Genomic DNA, 18,583 nt, shown 5'->3' with positions numbered 1-18,583 from the left:
CGGGCCCGCGGCGCGGGATCAGCCGAGGCTGAAGGGCTGTCCCCAGAAGACGACGATCTCCCTGGCGCGCGGGGTGTCGACGTCCACCCGGACGAACGAGCGAGCTTGCGCGTAGCCCGCGCACCCACTCAGTGCGATGGTCGAGTTCTTCCAGGTCACGCTGCCGCTCGAGCCGCGGAACCCGATGTAGGGCAGGTGTCATCAGAATTGACCCTCATCTCGGTCGAAATGCGGTGGCGGGCATCGAGATACCCCTCGCGCGGTGCGACATACCCGCACACCACGTCACCGATGTCATCGCGAATCTCTCATCGCATCGCCCGCGTCGTACACCGCGAGCGATGGTCGCCTGCCTGCCCCGCCGGAGGGTGCAGTATGTGACGGCCAACACATCGGCTGGCCGGACTCTAATTGAATTCGGCGTCAAGTTCAATAGAGCTTTCGCCGCGTGCTTCCGGCGCCATCGCCCGCGCTTCCCTCGCTCCCCGTGATTGAAGTTGACACCAAATTCAGATAGAGTGCCTTCGGAAGTGACCCCCGTCACACGTCTTTCCATAGCCGGTCTCTACCTGTCTGGATGTGCCATGACCAATGTCGCCGACCGTTTCTGGCAGCACGCCTCCGAGCGCCCCGACGCCATCGCGCTGCGCATCGGGGACCAGCGCATCACCTATCTCGACCTCGCCCATCGCAGCGCCGCCTTCGGTGGCCTCCTCATCGATTCCGGCGTGGCAGCCGGCGACCGCGTGCTGCTCGTTGCGCCGACCGTCCCGGAGTTCGTCGTCGCCTACCTCGGGGCCCACCTCGTCGGGGCCGTCGCCATTCCGGTGAACACCATGGCCACCGCGCCCGAAATCGGCTATGTGCTCGATGATTCCGGCGCCCGGCTCGCCATCGCCTGGCACGGAGCGCAGGCCGCGGCACGGCAGGCGGCGGCCGAGCGCGACATCCCGCTGCTCGTGCTCGAACCCGGCGCGCACGCCGAGCCGACGCGGGTGGTCGCCGAACCGGTCCGGCGCGACCCCGACGACACCGCGATCCTGCTGTACACCTCGGGCACCACGGGCAAGCCGAAGGGCGTCGAGCTCACCGTCTCCAACCTGATCGAGACCGCGCGAATCTTTATCGACCAGCTGCGGCTCACACCGGAGGAACGGTTCGGCACCGGGTTGCCTCTGTTCCACGTGTACGGCCAAGCGGTATGCCTGATCACGGCGCTGCACGCGGGATGCTCGTTCTCGATGGTGTCACCCTTCCATCCGCAGGCGATGATCGAGATGATCAGAGACCACCGACTCACCGTGGTGTCCGGCGTGCCGACGATGTGGAACGCCATGCTGCACACCGACGGTGACTACGGACCGGACGACTTCGCCAGCCTGCGCCTAGCCGCCTCCGGTGGGGCGTCGCTGCCCGCCGAGGTCATCCGCGCGTTCTCGGATCGGTTCGGCTGCGCCATTCTGGAGGGCTACGGACTCACCGAATCCAGTGGCGCCGCGACCTACAACGCGCTCGATCGTGAGCAGCGGGTCGGATCGGTGGGAACCGCGCTGCCGGGGACCTCGATCGAAGTGCGCGATCCGGAAGGCAACGTGCTGCCCGCGGACACCGTCGGTGAGCTCTTCCTGCGCGGGCCCAGTGTCATGAAGGGGTATTGGAACCGCCCCGATGCCACCGCCGCCGAACTGTCCGGTGGATGGTTGAAGACCGGCGACCTGGGGCGCGTCGACGCCGACGGCTACGTCTATATCGTCGACCGCGCCAAGGACCTGATCATTCGCGGCGGATACAACGTCTATCCGCGTGAGGTCGAGGAGGTGCTCTACGAGCACCCCGAGATCGTGGAAGTCGCGGTCATAGGCATCCCGGACGACCACTACGGCGAGGAGGTCGGGGCTGTCGTCGCCGCCGCGGCGGGAACGCGACTCGATCCGGAGGAGCTGCGAACCTGGGCGAAGGAACGCCTGTCCGCCTACAAGGTCCCGCACCGCTTCGCCTTCGTCGACCAGCTGCCCAAGGGCGCCACCGGCAAGATCCTCAAGCGCGCGCTCGATGTCAGCGTGTTCACCGCCGCGCCGGAGAAGGCCTCCCGATGACACTCGTACCCACCGTGACCGGAACCATCGACTCGAGCGAGCTCGGCCGCGTGCTCGTGCACGAGCACGTCTTCGTGCTCGGTACGGAGTTCCAGCAGAACTACGGCGACTGGGACGAGGACGCGCGCATCGACGACGCCGTCGCCCAGTTGGAGGAACTCCATTCGCTCGGCATCGACACCATCCTCGACCCGACGGTGCTCGGGCTCGGCCGCTACATTCCGCGCATCCAGCGGATCGCGGCCAGAACGCGATTGCAGATCGTCGTCGCGACCGGGGTGTACACGTACAACGATGTGCCGTTCCAATTCCATTACAGCGGACCGGGTTTGATATTCGACCAGCCGGAGCCGATGGTCGACCTGTTCGTCCGTGACCTGACCGAAGGCATCGCGGGCACCGGCGTCCGCGCCGGATTCCTCAAGTGCGCCATCGAGGAACCCGGCCTGACTCCCGGCGTGGAACGAGTGATGCGCGCGGTCGGGCAGGCCGCGGTCCGCACCGGGGCTCCGGTGACCGTGCACACCAACCCGCACACCCGATCCGGTCTCGTCGCGCAGCGGGTGCTCGCCGAAGAGGGAGTGGATCTGAGCCGCGTGGTGATCGGGCACTCCGGTGACTCCACCGATCTCGAGTACCTGACCGAACTGGCCGACGCGGGTTCGTTGCTCGGCATGGACCGCTTCGGCGTCGATATTCTGCTGCCCTTCGAGGACCGGGTGAACACGATCGTCGAGCTGGTTCGCCGCGGGTATCGCGACAAGGTCGTCATCGCGCACGACGCCGCCTGCTTCATCGACTGGTTTCCGCACGACGCCAAAATTCAGATGGCGCCCAAGTGGAACTATCGCCACATCAGCGACGACGTCATCCCCGCGCTGCTGGCGAAAGGGCTCACCGACGACGACATCGACGCGATCCTGGTCCGCAATCCGCGTCGCTACTTCGAGAAATGAGCGGCGCGGCCTGCTCCGGGTGGTCGGCGCGCCACGGCGCAGCCGGATACGTCGGCCTTCGTACCGCCGCAGCCGCGCGAACCACCGCACCCGGTGCGACGGAACCACCACCCTGTCCACGCAGCACCGGCCACACGGAGGACGATCGACCCGATACCGACGGGCCCGAACCTTGACGCGCGCAGCGGCTCTGTCCCACTAGCCGCGAGACCGGCCGCCATGGACAGAGGGGAGCAGGGAGCGACCACCACGCCCCGCCCGGCACTGCTATTTGCCTATGGGTGAATTTGGGCGTCAGGGCAAGGCGGGGCGGGCTGGTCGGACGGTGAATCTTGACATCACCGTGCGGTTGTGGCCGGGTCCTATTGGTGTCGCCAGATTTTGATCGAGGAGATCAGGGGAAGGGCGGTGAGTGCGGGGATGAGCGCGGCGCTAGGGATGGCCCCGAGAACCAGGCCGCCCGCGAGGGTTCCGGCGATCGATCCGGCGGCCAGTAAATCGATTGTCCGGCCCGGGGGTGCGGGGCAGGATTCGGCGCATGGATACGTCGCCTTCCACCTTGCTGCGCTGGCAGTTCGATCTGATCTGGTCGTTGTTCGAGTACCACCTCGAGCAGCTGGAGACAGACGACTTCCTGTGGGAACCTGCTGATTTGTGTTGGACGCTGCGCCGGGACGAACGCGGTATCTGGGTGCCCGACTGGGCCGAGTCCGAGCCCGAACCTATCCCGGTCCCAACTATCGGCTGGATCAGCTGGCACATCGGGTGGTGGTGGACCGTCGCCATCGACCACCTGCGACAAAGCCTTCCCCACGACCGTTCCCAGATCGTGTGGCCGGGCCCCGGATCGACCTCGGTCGACTGGCTGCGCGGCCTGCGCACGCGATGGCTGCGTGTCCTTGATCAGATCACTGACACCGATCTCGATGCGCCGACGAGGTTTCCATGGCAGGACGACCCCACCAAGTCCGTCGCCCACACGATCGCATGGGTGAACGCCGAGCTGATGAAGAACGCTGCCGAGATTGGGCAGCTACGACTGCTGCGTGCAGCCCGAAACGACGAGTGAGGTAGCACAACTCAGGAAGGGCTGACCTGCGTGGCTCAGATTCATTGGCAATGGCCGCCGCCCCAGATCATCACCGACTTCATCGAAGCGTTGCTGCGGCGCTGGCCGAATATCGGGGAGGAGGGCAGTCCCTGGACCAGTAGCGTCGGCGCGGATCTCAACGGCCCAGCATTGCGACTCAATATCGACTGGGATCGGGCGGTCGACGTGGCTTCCGGAGTCGCTGAGTTGGCGAAGCAGCATGGCTTGCAGTGCTATGGGGGTTCGACGAAGGTTCTATGGATCCTTCGATAGCGGCATGCGTCAATGTTGGCCTGCTACTGCGGCTTTGGTGCGAGCGCGCGCGAGTCGGTAGGAGTCGGTGCCGGTCTCGATTATGTTGCCGCCGACGGTGAGTCGGTCGACGATGGCAGCGCAGAGCCGTCTTCGAGTCCCGCAAAGCGAGACACGAGCTAGAGCGGCCGATAGCAGTCCCCCAGGAGGAAGCCGCCGACCGGCAGGCGCATGAGTTCACTGTCGAGCTGTGCGCAGCACTGGATGCGCGGCTTCCGAGTTCGTAGATCAGCGCCGCGGGTCCCGGCTGCCGCCATCGAGCCTGTCAGCACCAGTGCAGGCGTACTGCTTCGAGGTCCGGCGCTGCCTGGAGCGCCTCGATCAGCTCGGTGGGACCGGCTACCTTGGTGGCGCAGAGGTCCCAATCCGACCAGGTGATCCATGATCGGTCGGCGGCCCACATGTTCGAGGGTGAGCCGACGCCGCTGGGATGGTCGTAGAGCCCCGCGGCGCCGCCGAGAGGGCCCGAGATGGTGACTCCGGTGTCGAACTCACCGCTGACAGCCGGGCCGAAGTAGGCCACGCACGCGGTGTCGGCACCGCCCGGGGACCACCCGATCAGAACGTCGATCAGCGTCTGCCACGACTCCCGGTCGAGGGAGCCCTCGGCGGGCGGGCGGATGCTCACCGGCCAGCTTCCGCTCGGGTGTGCGCCGGACAGGCTGCGGTAACTGGGGTATTGGCCCTCTGCGACCACCGGCTCGTCGAGCCGAGTCGCGAGCTCGGTCCAGCGCAGCCTTTTCCAGCCCGGTCCGGGGTGCTCGGAGCGGCCCAGTTCGTTGCCGATCACGACCGACTCGGCCTCGAGGTCGAGGCCGGGGATGATCGTCGGTTGCGCGAGTCCGGCGGCCAGTCGCTGCCGCCGCTGTTCGTCGTAGGTGAGTTCCGTTGCGCCCGCGTCGTGCTCGTACATCGCATGCAGCAACCACACCGCGTCAGGTCGCGGGTCGATCTCGTACCCGCACCACCCGAGATCGGTTTCGGGCGTACCGAGCCACGAAACGAGTTCTCGATCGGCGACAGTCCAGTTCACAGCAGGCGAGCGTACCCAGCCTCGACGCCGCCTCCGGCACGAGCCACAGTGATAACCAACAGCCGCCCCACCGGGGCAGCCGGACCGTGCCGGGTCTTTCGCTGCTTCGCTCACGCGATCAGCGGCTGCCGACCTGACTCGGCGTCTGGTGGGCTGCGCTGGGCCGGCGGCTCGAGAGTCAGCAGCACCGGTCCGTCGGTGCTAGAGGCGAGGGGGTGAGTCGATGGGTCTGCTCGCGTTTCTGGCGCAGGTAGGTCACGGTGAGGTCGATGCACTCGATCGCACCGAGCCATGCTTCTCGTTCTGCCCCGGTCTCGCCGGTCGAAAAGGTCGGATGCGATCTCGTCGAGCCGGATCAGCATTTGGGGTTGATGGTGAGAATTGGGGGCAGCGGATGCAGGGCGGGTTCGTGCTTGATGATTTGCTCTGCCGCGCTGGCTACATCGGTGAACCACGACGTCGTTCATCGGCGAATCTCAACGGCGGTCGGCGCGAGCTGGCTGCCGTATCGGTGAAAGCTGACGTCGCGATCGGGCTTGACGGTCGACCGCGGCCGTTTCGAACCGCGTGCTATGCGGCAATGCAGTGTGTTCGATTACCGACGACTCCGCTCTCGGCCCAGTGCCTGTGCTCGGACGTGGGACGATCAGGGCCTCGGCGACCTGCGGAAAACAGACGCCACAATCTGGCCTTGTGCAGAGCACAAAACCGCGCGAGCACCCCTGGTGTCAGGGGCGACGGAACCTGGGGCTGTGGACTGGGGCGATGCGGCGCATAGCGTGATCTTGGCTGCTTTCGGGGTAGTTGAGCAGTTCGAAAACTAGAGCAGAAGGAATCTTTTGATGAAGCGATCACTCGCCGCGGTCACTCTGGCCGGCGCGCTCATGCTGGCCCCGATGGCCACCGCGAACGCACAGCCCTCTGCCCCGGCCCCCGCAAAGGCTGCGGCCACCCCCGCCGCAGCCGAACCGGTTGCCCTGCCGCCCGACTTCAACCCCTTCCATGTCCTTCTGGAACTGCTTCATACCGGATCGTCCAGCCTCAGCGGCGGATCGAAGGTGTCCTGAGGCTCTGGGCGAAGTAGGGCCATCCGCGCACAACGGCCGCCGCACCGATCTGGTGCTGCGGCCGTTTCGTGTTCAGCCGCAGCGGTTTGGGGTTTGACGATCAACGTTGAAGCGGCACGATCCGTCTGGCCGCGCGCGCCGTAGTCCGCACTGTCGGCGGGCAGTGCGGCGAGGTCACGGACTGCGACCGGCGACCCGGCGGCGTCTGCCTGGCTGAGATCGGTCGCGATGGCTTGTAGCGTTTGGGCCACAACGGTGCTGGCGGCGGAGGCGACGATGACCCGCAGGGTGCCGGAGCTGACGTCGATCGCCCCGTACACCTGCCGGTCGCGGATAAGTTGTTCCGCCGCTGCCGTTTCGGTGACTTCGGTGATGTCGAATCCGCCCGGCAGTCGTTGATCGAGTGCGGTGCGGATCTGCGCGACCGCGGTAGCCGGGCCCGCGACGGCGATCGGCAGGTCGTGCACGGAAGACCGTACCGATGGCCAGGCGAAGGCGGTCAGCAGGACACTGGTGAGCGCCGTGAGCAGGAAAACCGCTCCGGCTACTGTCGGCCATTGTGACAGCGGCGCATCAGTGGTGTGCGGTGCGGTGCCCGCGTGGTCATGTCTTCTCCTCGAAGAGTTTGGCTGTTCATCGGAGGGTGAGTGGCGTCTCGGATTCGACACGGGTCAGCTTCTGCGGGTTGCGCACGAAGTAGAGGCCGGTGATTCGGGTGTCCTCGACGCACATCGCGATGACACCGTCGAGTTCGCCGTCGACGTGCAGTGCCAGGGCGGGACCACCGTTGACCGTGGTCGGCTCCACGATGAGCGCGACGCGATTTTTGGTGAGGCCGCCGACGATGAAGCGGGCCACCTTGTCGGCGCCGATGATCGGCCGTGGTGTGGCTTGTTTGATGCCACCGCCGTCGCTGATCGCGACGACGTCGGGGGCGAGGACGTCGAGCAGGCCTCGCAGGTCGCGGGTCTCGAGCGCGCGCCGGAACGCCTCGGTGGCCGCTTGGGCCTGGCGTGCGGTGACCGTGCGGCGCGGGCGGCGGGCTTCGACGTGGCGGCGCGCGCGGTGGGCGATCTGGTAGACGGCGGTGGGAGCCTTGTCGACCGCGGCCGCGATCTCGTCGTAGCCGAACCCGAATGCTTCGCGCAGCACGAACACCGCCCGTTCGATCGGGGTCAGGGTCTCGAGCACGAGCATCAGCGCCATCGACACGCTTTCGGCCAGTTCGACGTCGGCGGCCACATCCGCAGTGGTGAGCAGGGGCTCCGGCAGCCACGACCCCATGTAGGACTCGCGGCGGCGTTTCATCGAGCGCAGCCGGTTGAGCGCTTGGCGGGTGGTGATGCGGACCAGATAGGCGCGTTGATCGCTCATCTGCCCCACGTCGACCCGCACCCATCGCAGCCAGGCTTCCTGCAATACGTCCTCGGCGTCGGCCGCCGATCCGAGCATCTCGTAGGCGACGGTGAACAGCAGATTGCGGTGCGCGACGAATGTCTCCGTCGCCTCGACGGCGGCGTCGTTGCTGTCGAGGCCAGCCGCCTCGCTGGCGGTCTGCCCCCGCCTACCGGCTTCACTTGTTGTATTCATGGAGTCCTCTTCCGTCCTAGCTGTTCGATCCGGCCCGCCGCGTGCCGCACGTGGTGCTGCCGAAGTCATCGGCGACCGGACCGATGACCGCGACTTCGCTGCGCTATGCGACCGATGCCGCCGCGACATCACGCTGGGCCTGCAACAGCTGTGGCCTGTGCTTGCCGTCCTTGGGCCAGTGGTGCGAGCCGGGCTTTTGCGCTTCGGTCACCAGGTGCTTGACGCTGGCTTCGCAGGCGAACTCCTTGAGCTTCTTGCCGGCGGAGCCGGTGAAGTAGAGCGGCAGCGCGGTGTCGTCCTTGCGTCCGAGCTGGAAGATCCCGGCGTCCCGGCCGAAGCTGAGGCACATGGCGGCGAACGATAGGTCGATCGGCGCTGGCTGCTCACCCGCGATCCGGTTCAGCACGGTGTCGGCGGCGTGGGCGCCCAGGCATCCCGCGGCGTAGGCGCTCATCCGGAACGGCAGGTCCGACGGCGCCGACGCATCGCCCGCCGCGACTATGCGCTCGTCATCGCTGCTGGTCAGGGTTTCGTCGGTGAGCAGCCGTCCGGCGGCGTCGGTGCGCAGCCCGCTGCGGTCGGCCAGGTCGGGCACGCCGAAGCCCGCCGCCCAGATCGTGACTGCGCTGGCCAGCGTGCGGCCGCCGCCGAGTTCCACGTGATTCCGTTTCACCGCCGTGACCACCGAATCGGGGCCGTCGACGACGCTGACCCCCAGCTTGGCGAGGTACTTGTGGGCCGTGCGGCGAGCCCGCGGGTGCAGGTATGGACCGAGGTCACCGCCGCACACCAAGGTGACGGTGCGGCCCTGCTCGGCCAATTCCGCGGCAGTCTCGATGCCGGCCGGACCGCCCCCGACCACCGTCACCGGCGCGGTCATCGGCGTGTCGTAGAGCACCGACCGCGACCGCTGCGCCGCCTCCAAAGTCGCGACGGAGTAAGCGAACTCGGCCACACCTGGCACCTGCGGGGCAGGGCTGCCGCTGCCCGCCGCGTAGATCAGGTAGTCGTAGCCGATCGTGTCGCCCTCGGTCAGCGTCACACTGCGCCCGGCCGCGTCGATCCGCGTCGCGCTGTCGACAACCAGCCGGACGCCCTCGGCCAGAACGTCGGCGTAGTCGACGACCGCATCGTGCGTCCCGCCCACGAGCTGGTGCAACCGCAGCCGCGGGACGAAGACCGAGCGCGGATTGATCACGGTCACCGTCACATCGTGGCGCTGGGTCAACCGATTGGCCGCCATCACCCCGGCGTATCCGCCGCCGATCACGATCACATCGATCTTCTTGCTCATGGTTTCTCTCCTTCGATCCGAGGGGCTCGAGCACAAGACACCGCATCACCGAAAATCCTGACGCCATGTGATACAGATCACTCGTGGAGTGTGTGTCCGTAGCCACACGACGTTCTCGAGGAGCAATCGCTCGGAGGGTCCAGGTGACGTCCGGGGCAAGGATCGCCAGCACGCCGTCCAGGTCGCCGGTGGTCGCCACGGTCAGGAACTATTCGATCAGTTCTGCGGGGCGGGCAGTGTCGGCGGGGCCGATCGGTTGCGGCGGACGTGGACCCGCGGCACCAGGGACCATCCCGCCATCAGCGCCGCTTGCACGGCACTGCACAACGCGGCAGGGCACAGAGCATCGACAGCCGGACGAACATGAGATCGAATGTCGGACGGCCGGTTACCACGATTCGATCAGCGGGACATCATGCTCGCGCCGCTGCCATTCCGCGGTGAGGCGATCGAGTCGGTACGGAGCAGCGATGCCGCGCACGCCTGCGATCTTGTCGTCACGGATCTCCAAGATCGTGACACCCAGGACCCGGTCGTCGAGCGTGACGAGCATGGCCGGGCAGCCGTTGACCACGCCGGCATGGATCGAGGGCGAGCCACCGGCGAGTCGCCGCTTGGCCGCAGACGATTTGAGGCCGGTCCGCACCGCGGCGGCGAGCCGCTGCGGGGTCGAGTACCGGATCAGCGTCTCGGCCAGCCCGAGCGCACCGTCGGAGACACCGGTTGCGTCGTCGGTCAGCAGCGCTACCAGTTGTTCGGTCCGGCCCGAGGAAGCGGCATCGACGAACGCCTCGACGATCCGCCGTGCGGAGGCGCGGTCGATGTCCCGGGAGTTTCGCTCGGCGGTGATACGGCGCCGGGCCCGGTGGACATGCTGCTGGCTCGCGGATTCGGTGATCTCGAGGATCTCGGCTATTTCGGCGTGGCTGTAGGCGAAGGCTTCGCGCAGTACGTAGACGGCTCGTTCGACCGGTGACAGCCGCTCCATGAGCATCAGCACCGCCAGGGTCACCGATTCACGTTGTTCGACGGTGTCGGCCGGGCCTAGCATGGGGTCGCCATCGAGCAGCGGTTCGGGCATCCAGGCGCCGACCGCGCGTTCGCGCCGTAGCTGTGCCGACCGGAGTCGGTCGAGCGCCAGGTTGGTGACGATCTTTGTGAGCCATGCCTCGGGTACCTCGACATACTCTTGGTCGGCGGCCTGCCACCGCAGGTACGCATCCTGCACGGTGTCCTCGGCGTCGGCGGCCGAGCCCAGCAAGCGGTACGCAAGCGAGGCCAGCCGATTCCGGCTGGCCTCGAATTGCTCCACTGCGGCCGTGTTCACGAGCACGACTCTATGCGGTTACCAACTTGGGCGAGACTTCACGGGTGGTGGCCAAGCGGTACTTGTGATTCGGCTTCCCGAAGGTCGGGCGGCTGACCGCCCAGGCACTGATTGCCACGATCGCCGACTTGACTCGTGCCGCCGAACGGCCGCGCAGGGCGCCGGGCTTCGAGTGCGCGTCGCCGTCGACCAGTTGGAAGATCCCGTCCTTGCGGCCGAGGCTGATGTGGTTGCCGACATACGACAGCGCGGTCGCTTTGATCTTGCGCCCGGTCAGGTCTCCGACGATCGCCGCCGCCGCCTGTGTGCCGGTGTATCCCGCCGAAGCGCAGGACATCGGCAGCGGTCGGCCGTTATCGCCGATGACGAAGACGCTGTCGCCGGCGGCGTAGACATCCGGGTGCGAGATCGACCGCATCTGCCGGTCGACGGTGATCTGGCCGTTGGCTTCCACCGCGAGACCGCTGGCGGCAGCGATCGGGTGCACAGCGAACCCAGCTGCCCACACGGTCGCATCGGCGGCGAAGACGGTGCCGTCGGCGGCGACAGCTCCGGTCTCCTCGACCCGCTCGATCTTGGTGTGCTCGTGGACGGTGATGCCGAACCGGTCGAAGGCGCCCAGCACGTGGCGGCGTGCCTTGGGGCCCAGCCAACCGCCCAGTTCGCCGCTGGTGGCGAGGCTGACCCGAAGTCCCGGACGGGCTTCGGCGATCTCGGTGGCGGCCTCGATCGCGGTCAGATTGCCGCCAACCACCAGGACCCGCCCGCCCTCGCCCAACTCGTCCAGGCGGGAGCGCAGCCGCAGCGCGGACGGCCGCGCGGCCACGTGGAAGGCGTGCTCGGCGACGCCCGGGATGCCGTTGTCGGCGGTTGTGCTGCCGAGCGCGTAGAGGAGGGTGTCGTATTCGAGCCGGTCGGTGTCTGCGCCGTCCGCGATCGTGACGGTCCGGCGCTCGGCGTCGATGCTGGTCACCCGCGCCAGTCGGAGCTGGATGTCGGTGCCCGCGAACACTTCTGCCAGCGGCCGGTGGGGGAGTTCGTGTCCGGCAGCGAGCTGGTGCAGGCGCAGCCGCTCGACGAAATCGAGTTCGGCGTTGGCGACGATGATCTCGAAGTCGTCGGAGTGCAGTTGGCGGGCCAGGTATCCGGCGGAGTAGGCCCCGGCGTATCCGGCTCCGAGGACGACGATGCGGTGCTTCATGATTCGCTCCTGTCTGGTTCGCGTGCCCTCTGAACGAGACAGCCCCCGAATTCCTGACAGCATCGACCAGTGACGTGGATCACCCTCCAAGCTCGCTCAGCGGACGAACTCCATTCCGAACATGCCTGGCGCAGCAGGCGCCCGGCGCTGAACGGCTGAAAGGGTATGCCTAATGACTGATTCGGATTTGTCCGAGCTGCGGGAACGGGCCGCGAATGGTGACAACAATGCGGTCGATCAGCTCATCGAACTCGCCGTTGAGCGGGGCGATACGACCGAGTTGAGACGTATGGCCGACCACGGCAGCCGTGATGCTGTGGACCAACTGGTCGAGTTGGCAGGCGAGCTCGGCGACGTCGATGAGTTGCGTCGCCTGGCTGCGGCCGGTAACCAGGATGCGGCCGATGTCTTGGCCGAACTCGCCGAGGAACAGAACGACGCCGAATAACTCAGTGTGTTCGCGACATAGCCGTGCCGAGGTCGCCGCAAGCGAACGGCAGTGCGCATCGGATCTATCTGAACCTGAACTGTCGTCGTCTGCGGGGGCTGGGCGTAAGTATTGGCGTTCGCTGTCCGACCATGGCCTCGTGTTCAGGTTTGGCCGTGGCTGTGATCGCTGTGGCCAGGGAACGGGTTCGACCGCGGTGTCGAGATAGTCCGAGGGTGCCGGGTGTGGCCGGATGAACCCGACGCATCGGCGGCCGGGCCGCCGCTGCGACCAGTCACGCAGGATGACCGGTGAGAGTGAACTCGGACCACCGAATGTGCGCAGGCTTCGATAGTCCAGGATGGGCAGGCTCGGGGGCCGCCAGCAGTCTTGTTGCGCATCGCATGCGGCACCAGTTGCGGCAAACGCCTCGGCGTCCCGCGGTTTGATCCGATCAGCGGGCCGACAGTCCATCACCAACGCTCCGCCGTCCGCGGAGCGGGCGAAGTAGTCCGGAGCGTGCGAGCGCCGCTTGCCCTCCGGCGTGGTCCAGAACAACCAGAACGGCTGCGCCGCAATACCGATCACATCGGGATCGAAGTCCAGCGGACCACGCTCAGCCTTCGCACGGGCATGCAGTCTGCCCGCCGGAGCAGTCCTATGTCCTCAGAACCCGCAACCTATGTCCGAACTCCGCAACCACTACCGCAAACTATCCCCGGACAGAACACACATTGTCCGTTCGAACTCTTGCTGGTGCAGTTGGGATTTCCGACCTGCGGTTCGCCATCTCGGCCTGGACGGCGCGTGGTGGTTGTGTCCAGATCTAGTTGGCGGATTGTGGATCTGACGTATCCAACGACCGGCAAGTCGATCCAGTGGGCGGGGCCGTGTCGACTTCCATCAGCGGCAGCTTGCGTCCAGCAATCGACTCGGACTCGACACTGCCAACTTTGACCGCGCCCCTAGCCAGATAGAACGTCTCTGCGTTCGGATCCGACTCGATGACCAACTTGTGGAATCCGGCGCTGCGAGCAGTCTCGACCGCATGTCGGAACAGTTCGGTGCCTACCCCCTCGCCAGTCGCCTCGGGCACGACGAACAGCATCCCCAGTTCACCAACCGGCGCAGCGCCGTCGACTGTCACGAATCCGACGACCATGCCACCCAGCTCGGCAACGGCCGTGCGCCGGACTACAACAGCGTCAGGGGTCAGGGTGAGCTCGCCCCGGAATGAGTCGAGCAGCTGTTCGCTGTAGCCCCACAGACCTTTCGACCGTAGCGCAAGGTCGCTGAGCAGAGTCGCTTCGTCGGGTCGGCCGGGCCTGATCACGATTGCCATGCCGCCAAGTCTGCCGATCAGATCTCCAACCGAGAATCACGAAGGGTCCAAGATTGTTTCCTTTCGAGCGGTTCGAACTTGCCTTTCAATCCAACCCACGAAAGGCCTTGGAGCGCTAGGGTTCTGGCGTACCGAATTTCCGGTACGCCCCTTCGCGCAGCGGCCGGTACAAGCTCAGCGGGCATGTTCGACGTGCGTCTGATCCAGCTACTCACCAGAGCCTCCCCCCGACTCGACATCGCCCGCTCCACTCTCACCGCTCGGTGCCGCGATCTACGCCGTGCGCCACAGGTTCCCCCACCCCGTGAAGTCTCGTCAGCGGTCGCCGTGGTCAGCCGGTGCGGCTGGTGCGGCGCGAGCGGTTCAGGGTCAGCCCGCCGAGGACCATGCCGATCAGCCCCAACATCACGGCCGCGAAAGCCCCGACTATCCCGTTGCCGGTGCCGGGACCACCGTCGGCGGTGGCCGCGAACAGGCCGCCGAGGACCGTGCTGATCAGCCCCGAAACCAGCGCTACCTGGGCCCCTCTTCGCCCGTTGTCGGTGCCGATTCGTCCGGCGCGGGCAAGGCCGCCGATAGCCACGCCGACCAGTCCCACCAGCGCGGTCAGGGTGGGCCCGAGTCGCCCGGAGGTCATTCCGGCGACAGCGGCGGTCTGTTGGACCGAGGCCGCGGCTGGTGCGGCCAGCGCGATACTTCCGAGCATGGCGGCTGCTGCGACGGCAGGCAGATGACGGACGGACATGAGGTACTCCTTCGTCGAACGGCTCGATATCGCTTCATCATGTCCGCCGGTGCCACCGCCGATCATCGTGCGGGCGTAGACAATTCCCGCTGCCGCCGCTGCCGTAACGGACTGCTGCGGATGCCGTAGAAGCCGAGAAACTACCGCGTCCGCGGTAGTCGATTGATCGTCTACGAGCAGGAGTTGCTCACGCGATATTCCGGCTAGGGTGCACTCATGAGCAGGGCACGGATCCGCATCGGCGATTGGGCGGTCGCCGTCGCGGTGGCGGCCATCCTGCTGGTCACCGGGCTGTCCGTGCAACACTCCGCCACGAATCTCGACGCGCTGGGCTATTCGTTGTTGATCTTCGGCAGCCTCCCGCTCGCCGCGGCCCGCTGGGCTCCGTGCACGGTGCTGGCCGTGACCGGGCTGTGCGTATTGGGTTATCAGGCAATCGGTTTCGAGGTACCCGCTATCGCTTATCTGGTCGCGGTGTACGCCACGGTACGCGCAGGACACCGTCGCATCGCGGTGGCCGGTTCGGTGCTCATGGTGGCCGCGGTTCCGTTCGCGATGGTGGTCGCGCACCCCGACTGGCCAGTGGGCGAAGCGTTCACGCAGGCCCGGGATGCGCTCCCACTGGCCTGGCTGATCGCGGCCGGTGCGGCGGGGGAAGCGCTGCGACAGGCCGAGCGGCGCGCGGATGAAGCCGAGCGCACCCGCGAGGAGACCGCGCTGCGCCGCGCCGACGAGGAGCGCCTGCATATCGCGCGGGAGCTGCACGATTCGCTCACCCACCAGATTTCGGTGATCAAGGTGCAATCCGAGGCCGCCGTCCATGTAGCCCGCAAACGAGGCGAAGAGGTGTCGGAAGCCCTGCTCGCGATCCGCGAAGCCGGACGTGAGGCGGCCCGGGAACTGCGCGCGACACTGGAAGCGCTGCGCGACGACGGGGTCGCCCCCCGGCAAGGGCTCGAGCACGTCCCGGACCTAGTGGAACGGGCCCGCACAACGGGTTTGGACGCAACGCTGACGATCGAAGGACAACGCCACGACGTACCAGCCGCGGTGGACCGAACCGTCTACCGGATCGTTCAGGAGTCGCTGACCAATATCTCCAGGCATGCCGCCGCCGCGACGGCATCGGTCCGCATCGACTACCGTCCCGACGCCCTGGTCGTGCGCGTCGACGACGAGGGCAAGACCCGGCCGGACACCGGGCCGGTGCACGGCGTCGGCCTGCTCGGAATGCGCGAACGAGTCACCGCCCTCGGCGGTCGCTTGCAGGCGGGACCGCGCAGGGAGGGCGGCTTCTCCGTCCGAGCCGAACTCCCTTTGGACCCGACATGATCCGTGTTCTGCTGGTCGACGACCAACCGCTCATTCGCAGCGGATTCCGCGCCCTCCTCGACCTCGAGGACGATATCGAGGTAGTGGCTGAGGCAGCCGACGGCAGCGAGGGCGTGGCGCTGGCCAGGCAGCACCTGCCCGATATAGCGCTCATCGACATTCAGATGCCGGGCATGGACGGCATCGAGGCAACCCGGCACATTGCCGCCGACCCGGCGCTGGCCGAGGTGCATGTCGTCATCCTGACCAACTACGGCTTGGACGAATACGTCTTCGACGCGCTGCGCGCCGGGGCGGCCGGATTCCTCGTCAAAGACATTCGGCCAGAAGACTTCCTGCACTCGGTTCGCGTCGCCGCCCGCGGCGACGCGTTACTCGCACCGTCGATCACCCGGCGACTGATCACCCGGTATGTCGCCCAACCGCTCGGCACCCTCACCGGCACGGGGCTGAAAGAACTGACCACCCGCGAACGCGAGGCCGTCACCCTCGTCGCCCAGGGACTGTCCAACGACGAGATCGCCGATCACATGGTCATCAGCCCGCTGACCGCGAAAACCCACGTCAATCGAGCCATGACCAAGCTCCACGCCCGCGATCGCGCCCAACTCGTCGTCCTCGCCTACGAATCCGGCTTGGTCACCCCGCGCAACCTCTGACGCCATCCGACCAACTCGCTGTGGGCGCGATCTGGATTCCGTGCGCGGACAGCGCGCGGCAGGTCGACTCGACGCCGTGGATCCTGCGGTATTCGTCGATGAATCCGACGATCAGTGGTGTCGCGGGTCGAGTTCCCGCGCGAAGAAAGCCGACGCCAACTTTAGAATCTCGTTGGCCTGCTCGAGATCTCGCACTTGCCTGCGCAGCCGTGCCAGCTCGTCACGCTCGGCCGACGACAACACCGATCTGCCCTTGCCGCGCGGCCGACTGCCCTGCGCGAGCGCCTTTTTCACCCATACCCGCAGCGTCTTGTAGTGCACATCGACCAGCGGGCCGATCGCCCTGGCAGCGGCATACGGGGACTCAGCCCGCTGGCAGGCCGGAGGCCGCATCCCGCGCTCGGTAGTGATCGATCGATTCACCGGTAGCGGGTGGATTGGCGTGTCACGATGTACCTATGCAACTGGTTTCGATCGAAACAGATGCGACCGGGGCGGCGACTCTGGAAGCGGCCGTTCGGCAGCAACCCGAAGTGGTGTTCGATACACGCGAGGTCCAGGCCCAGGTCGGCGATCCGGACACGTGGATGTTCGTGGCTCAGATGGTGCCGCTCGCGCTTGCCGCTCTGCGCGAAACCGTAGGCACCCTGATCGCACAGCGAAAGATCAAATACATCAAGATCGGTGATCTGGAGTTCCGCGATATCACTCCCGAGCAACTTCAGGAGGTGCTCAGGGCTCTCGGAGAGTCAGAAGGTGACGGGACTCGATGATCTGCTCTTGGAGCAGTCGATACGGCGACGTGTCGGCGTGCCCGGGACAATCACGCGGATCACGGAAGGATCTCCGTCGATCCTCAGCGAATTCCGCGCAGTAGCAGAGCGAATCGGAGGCCTCAGCATCGAACTGGTGACCGTCTCCGACGGCATACCCGGCCACTTCGGGTTGCGTGGACGTCACGACCATACGGTGGTATTTCACCAGCGGCAGCTCGAGGTGTGCGCACACATGCATGGTGTGTGGCTCGAGCAGCGATTCGACGGCGGTCTGATGGATTCGGTCTTCGAAGGCACGGTTCTATTGCTCGTCGCTGAATTCCTGCTACAAAGTGGACACCCCGATCAAGCTTTGGCGACTCTTGCGAAATCCCACCGAGTCCAGAGCGGCATCCACGTGTACGCGCCCAGGATCACCGATGTGACGGCGCTGCCTCGCGACGAACGCTACATGGTCGAGTGGTTCTTCGCTCTCGGACACGAGATCGGCCACCATATCCGCCCTGAGCTGCAAAACAGCCTGGCGGACTTGCCGTACTTCGCCCCTTCTACCGTGGCGCGAGTCGTCGATGCGGTCATCGACATGCAGTTCGACAGCGACGATGCCCGCCGGTTGAACGAGATCATTGGTCGCGGAGATGACGGCAGCCTCCCGAAATCGCACGCCGCCACCGACGTGGTGCGCGCGGAGAGCATCGCAGACTTGTTCTCGGTGATCTGCATGAGCGAATCGTGGAATGCGCTCTGCGCGAATGCGGTCGGCCGTGACTACCTGCCGCACCACCTCCTGCTCGAATCGATGATCTCGATGTCGTCGGTGCTGACGATCGAGCAGTGCCGAATCATGGCTGGATGGTTCTCGAGCATGTCCTATGTACTCGAGACACAGTCACTGGCGCTCGCGCGGGTGGCACTTCAAGCGCGGACGAATCTGCTTGCGATGACATTGCGTGACAGTGACATCCAGCATCATCTCGCGGCACGATATCCGAGCCTCGGTACGTTCCTGCGCTTGGACGACTCCGCTTTCCACCGTGCCATGGTGTGGCTGCAGTCACGCTCGAATCAACTGTCCGAGCCGTTCGGTCGTGCACGAGCCTTTCTATCGTCACCGGAAATGCGCGATGCGGGCCTGCTGCAGACCTATTTCGAGGCAGTGGCCACTGACCGCACCACGAGCTTCTTCGCGCGAGATTTTTTGCGTGTCGCAGCACATCTCGATGCTCCGCTCCTCGACGCATTACGCGAGGTTATCGACGGTGCACCGCCCCCGGTGATCGAGCAAGTGGGCAACCCGGTAACGTACTGAGCCACCTGTACGTGCCGCGGCGCGTGT

General features: G+C 66.2%; 20 protein-coding genes, 1 pseudogene and 1 other annotated feature. Of the genes and pseudogenes, 9 read left to right on the top strand and 12 right to left on the bottom strand.

Annotated features, from left to right (window positions below; translation table 11 throughout):
• Positions 1-18 precede the first annotated feature (18 nt).
• The gene (locus tag NL1_RS36205; protein ID WP_307621937.1) at positions 19-186 is read right to left on the bottom strand and encodes an MspA family porin; all 168 of its coding nucleotides are present in this window, start codon (positions 184-186) and stop codon (positions 19-21) included.
• 398 nt (positions 187-584) lie between these two features.
• Here NL1_RS36205 and NL1_RS04495 point away from each other — a divergent pair, with 398 nt between their 5' ends.
• The 4 genes from NL1_RS04495 (at position 585) to NL1_RS37245 (ending at position 4,415) form a co-directional block, all read left to right on the top strand.
• Positions 585-2,096, top strand: a complete 1,512-nt coding sequence (locus tag NL1_RS04495) for an AMP-binding protein (RefSeq protein ID WP_067834598.1) — start codon at positions 585-587, stop codon at positions 2,094-2,096.
• Positions 2,093-3,052, top strand: a complete 960-nt coding sequence (locus NL1_RS04490; protein WP_067834596.1) for a phosphotriesterase family protein — start codon at positions 2,093-2,095, stop codon at positions 3,050-3,052. Before NL1_RS04495 ends, NL1_RS04490 begins: the two co-directional genes overlap by 4 nt.
• 538 nt (positions 3,053-3,590) lie before the next feature.
• Positions 3,591-4,121 (top strand): DinB family protein, encoded by a 531-nt coding sequence (locus tag NL1_RS04485; RefSeq protein WP_067834594.1) that lies wholly within the window; start codon positions 3,591-3,593, stop codon positions 4,119-4,121.
• Between the two features lie 30 nt (positions 4,122-4,151).
• Positions 4,152-4,415: a hypothetical protein gene (locus tag NL1_RS37245; RefSeq protein ID WP_156094655.1), complete on the top strand. Its 264-nt coding sequence runs from the start codon at positions 4,152-4,154 to the stop codon at positions 4,413-4,415.
• A 9-nt stretch (positions 4,416-4,424) separates the two neighbouring features.
• Here the strand turns inward: NL1_RS37245 and NL1_RS38905 are convergent.
• Together NL1_RS38905 and NL1_RS04480 are read right to left on the bottom strand one after the other, a co-directional pair.
• Positions 4,425-4,553: pseudogene (locus NL1_RS38905) on the bottom strand (IS21-like element helper ATPase IstB); the annotation flags it as partial.
• A gap of 166 nt (positions 4,554-4,719) precedes the next feature.
• Complete coding sequence (locus tag NL1_RS04480) at positions 4,720-5,487, bottom strand: hypothetical protein (RefSeq protein WP_067834592.1); 768 nt, start codon at positions 5,485-5,487, stop codon at positions 4,720-4,722.
• A gap of 842 nt (positions 5,488-6,329) precedes the next feature.
• Between NL1_RS04480 and NL1_RS37235 the strand changes: the two genes are divergently transcribed.
• Entirely contained in the window at positions 6,330-6,554 is a 225-nt protein-coding gene (locus NL1_RS37235; RefSeq protein WP_156094654.1) for a hypothetical protein, read from the top strand.
• Here NL1_RS37235 and NL1_RS38705 read toward each other — a convergent pair.
• From NL1_RS38705 to NL1_RS04440, 8 genes are all read right to left on the bottom strand, one after another.
• Positions 6,509-7,021, bottom strand: a complete 513-nt coding sequence (locus NL1_RS38705) for a hypothetical protein (protein WP_174553390.1) — start codon at positions 7,019-7,021, stop codon at positions 6,509-6,511. The genes NL1_RS37235 and NL1_RS38705 overlap by 46 nt on opposite strands.
• A gap of 166 nt (positions 7,022-7,187) precedes the next feature.
• Positions 7,188-8,144, bottom strand: a complete 957-nt coding sequence (locus NL1_RS04470; RefSeq protein ID WP_084510298.1) for an RNA polymerase sigma-70 factor — start codon at positions 8,142-8,144, stop codon at positions 7,188-7,190.
• A 103-nt stretch (positions 8,145-8,247) separates the two neighbouring features.
• Positions 8,248-9,438 (bottom strand): NAD(P)/FAD-dependent oxidoreductase, encoded by a 1,191-nt coding sequence (locus tag NL1_RS04465; RefSeq protein ID WP_067834590.1) that lies wholly within the window; start codon positions 9,436-9,438, stop codon positions 8,248-8,250.
• Positions 9,439-9,826: 388 nt separating this feature from the next.
• Positions 9,827-10,765, bottom strand: coding sequence for a sigma-70 family RNA polymerase sigma factor (locus NL1_RS04460; RefSeq protein WP_067834765.1), 939 nt, complete (start codon positions 10,763-10,765; stop codon positions 9,827-9,829).
• Between the two features lie 10 nt (positions 10,766-10,775).
• On the bottom strand, positions 10,776-11,966 hold the full coding sequence (locus NL1_RS04455; protein ID WP_067834588.1) for an NAD(P)/FAD-dependent oxidoreductase: 1,191 nt from the start codon (positions 11,964-11,966) through the stop codon (positions 10,776-10,778).
• Between the two features lie 169 nt (positions 11,967-12,135).
• Positions 12,136-12,981 carry a hypothetical protein gene (locus NL1_RS38900; RefSeq protein WP_218024354.1) on the bottom strand — a complete coding sequence of 282 codons (846 nt, stop codon included), beginning with the start codon at positions 12,979-12,981 and terminating at the stop codon, positions 12,136-12,138.
• 238 nt (positions 12,982-13,219) lie between these two features.
• Positions 13,220-13,735 carry a GNAT family N-acetyltransferase gene (locus NL1_RS04445; RefSeq protein ID WP_067834584.1) on the bottom strand — a complete coding sequence of 172 codons (516 nt, stop codon included), beginning with the start codon at positions 13,733-13,735 and terminating at the stop codon, positions 13,220-13,222.
• Positions 13,736-14,066: 331 nt separating this feature from the next.
• Positions 14,067-14,480, bottom strand: a complete 414-nt coding sequence (locus NL1_RS04440) for a DUF6223 family protein (RefSeq protein ID WP_067834582.1) — start codon at positions 14,478-14,480, stop codon at positions 14,067-14,069.
• A 216-nt stretch (positions 14,481-14,696) separates the two neighbouring features.
• Between NL1_RS04440 and NL1_RS04435 the strand changes: the two genes are divergently transcribed.
• Complete coding sequence (locus NL1_RS04435; RefSeq protein ID WP_067834579.1) at positions 14,697-15,812, top strand: sensor histidine kinase; 1,116 nt, start codon at positions 14,697-14,699, stop codon at positions 15,810-15,812.
• Entirely contained in the window at positions 15,809-16,471 is a 663-nt protein-coding gene (locus tag NL1_RS04430; protein ID WP_067834577.1) for a response regulator, read from the top strand. The genes NL1_RS04435 and NL1_RS04430 overlap by 4 nt, the downstream gene beginning before the upstream one ends.
• A 22-nt stretch (positions 16,472-16,493) precedes the next feature.
• Positions 16,494-16,622: a sequence feature (AL1L pseudoknot), on the bottom strand.
• Here the strand turns inward: NL1_RS04430 and NL1_RS04425 are convergent.
• Complete coding sequence (locus tag NL1_RS04425) at positions 16,583-16,894, bottom strand: hypothetical protein (RefSeq protein WP_156094653.1); 312 nt, start codon at positions 16,892-16,894, stop codon at positions 16,583-16,585. It overlaps the preceding feature by 40 nt.
• 35 nt (positions 16,895-16,929) lie before the next feature.
• Here NL1_RS04425 and NL1_RS04420 point away from each other — a divergent pair, with 35 nt between their 5' ends.
• On the top strand, positions 16,930-17,244 hold the full coding sequence (locus tag NL1_RS04420; RefSeq protein WP_067834573.1) for a hypothetical protein: 315 nt from the start codon (positions 16,930-16,932) through the stop codon (positions 17,242-17,244).
• Complete coding sequence (locus NL1_RS04415) at positions 17,228-18,556, top strand: hypothetical protein (protein WP_067834571.1); 1,329 nt, start codon at positions 17,228-17,230, stop codon at positions 18,554-18,556. Before NL1_RS04420 ends, NL1_RS04415 begins: the two co-directional genes overlap by 17 nt.
• Positions 18,557-18,583 lie beyond the last annotated feature (27 nt).

The organism is Nocardia lijiangensis NBRC 108240, assembly GCF_001613045.1.
Lineage (GTDB): Bacteria > Actinomycetota > Actinomycetes > Mycobacteriales > Mycobacteriaceae > Nocardia > Nocardia lijiangensis.
This window is presented reverse-complemented; position numbering and strand designations above follow the sequence as displayed.

Bases quoted from the DNA above. Each gene is read 5' to 3' on its own strand.
- NL1_RS04495 (WP_067834598.1), top strand. From the start codon at position 585: ATGACCAATGTCGCCGACCGTTTCTGGCAGCACGCCTCCGAGCGCCCC.
- NL1_RS04490 (WP_067834596.1), top strand. From the start codon at position 2,093: ATGACACTCGTACCCACCGTGACCGGAACCATCGACTCGAGCGAGCTC.
- NL1_RS04485 (WP_067834594.1), top strand. From the start codon at position 3,591: ATGGATACGTCGCCTTCCACCTTGCTGCGCTGGCAGTTCGATCTGATC.
- NL1_RS37235 (WP_156094654.1), top strand. From the start codon at position 6,330: ATGAAGCGATCACTCGCCGCGGTCACTCTGGCCGGCGCGCTCATGCTG.
- NL1_RS04470 (WP_084510298.1), bottom strand. From the start codon at position 8,144: ATGAATACAACAAGTGAAGCCGGTAGGCGGGGGCAGACCGCCAGCGAG.
- NL1_RS04465 (WP_067834590.1), bottom strand. From the start codon at position 9,438: ATGAGCAAGAAGATCGATGTGATCGTGATCGGCGGCGGATACGCCGGG.
- NL1_RS04455 (WP_067834588.1), bottom strand. From the start codon at position 11,966: ATGAAGCACCGCATCGTCGTCCTCGGAGCCGGATACGCCGGGGCCTAC.
- NL1_RS04445 (WP_067834584.1), bottom strand. From the start codon at position 13,735: ATGGCAATCGTGATCAGGCCCGGCCGACCCGACGAAGCGACTCTGCTC.
- NL1_RS04440 (WP_067834582.1), bottom strand. From the start codon at position 14,480: ATGTCCGTCCGTCATCTGCCTGCCGTCGCAGCAGCCGCCATGCTCGGA.
- NL1_RS04435 (WP_067834579.1), top strand. From the start codon at position 14,697: ATGAGCAGGGCACGGATCCGCATCGGCGATTGGGCGGTCGCCGTCGCG.
- NL1_RS04430 (WP_067834577.1), top strand. From the start codon at position 15,809: ATGATCCGTGTTCTGCTGGTCGACGACCAACCGCTCATTCGCAGCGGA.
- NL1_RS04420 (WP_067834573.1), top strand. From the start codon at position 16,930: ATGCAACTGGTTTCGATCGAAACAGATGCGACCGGGGCGGCGACTCTG.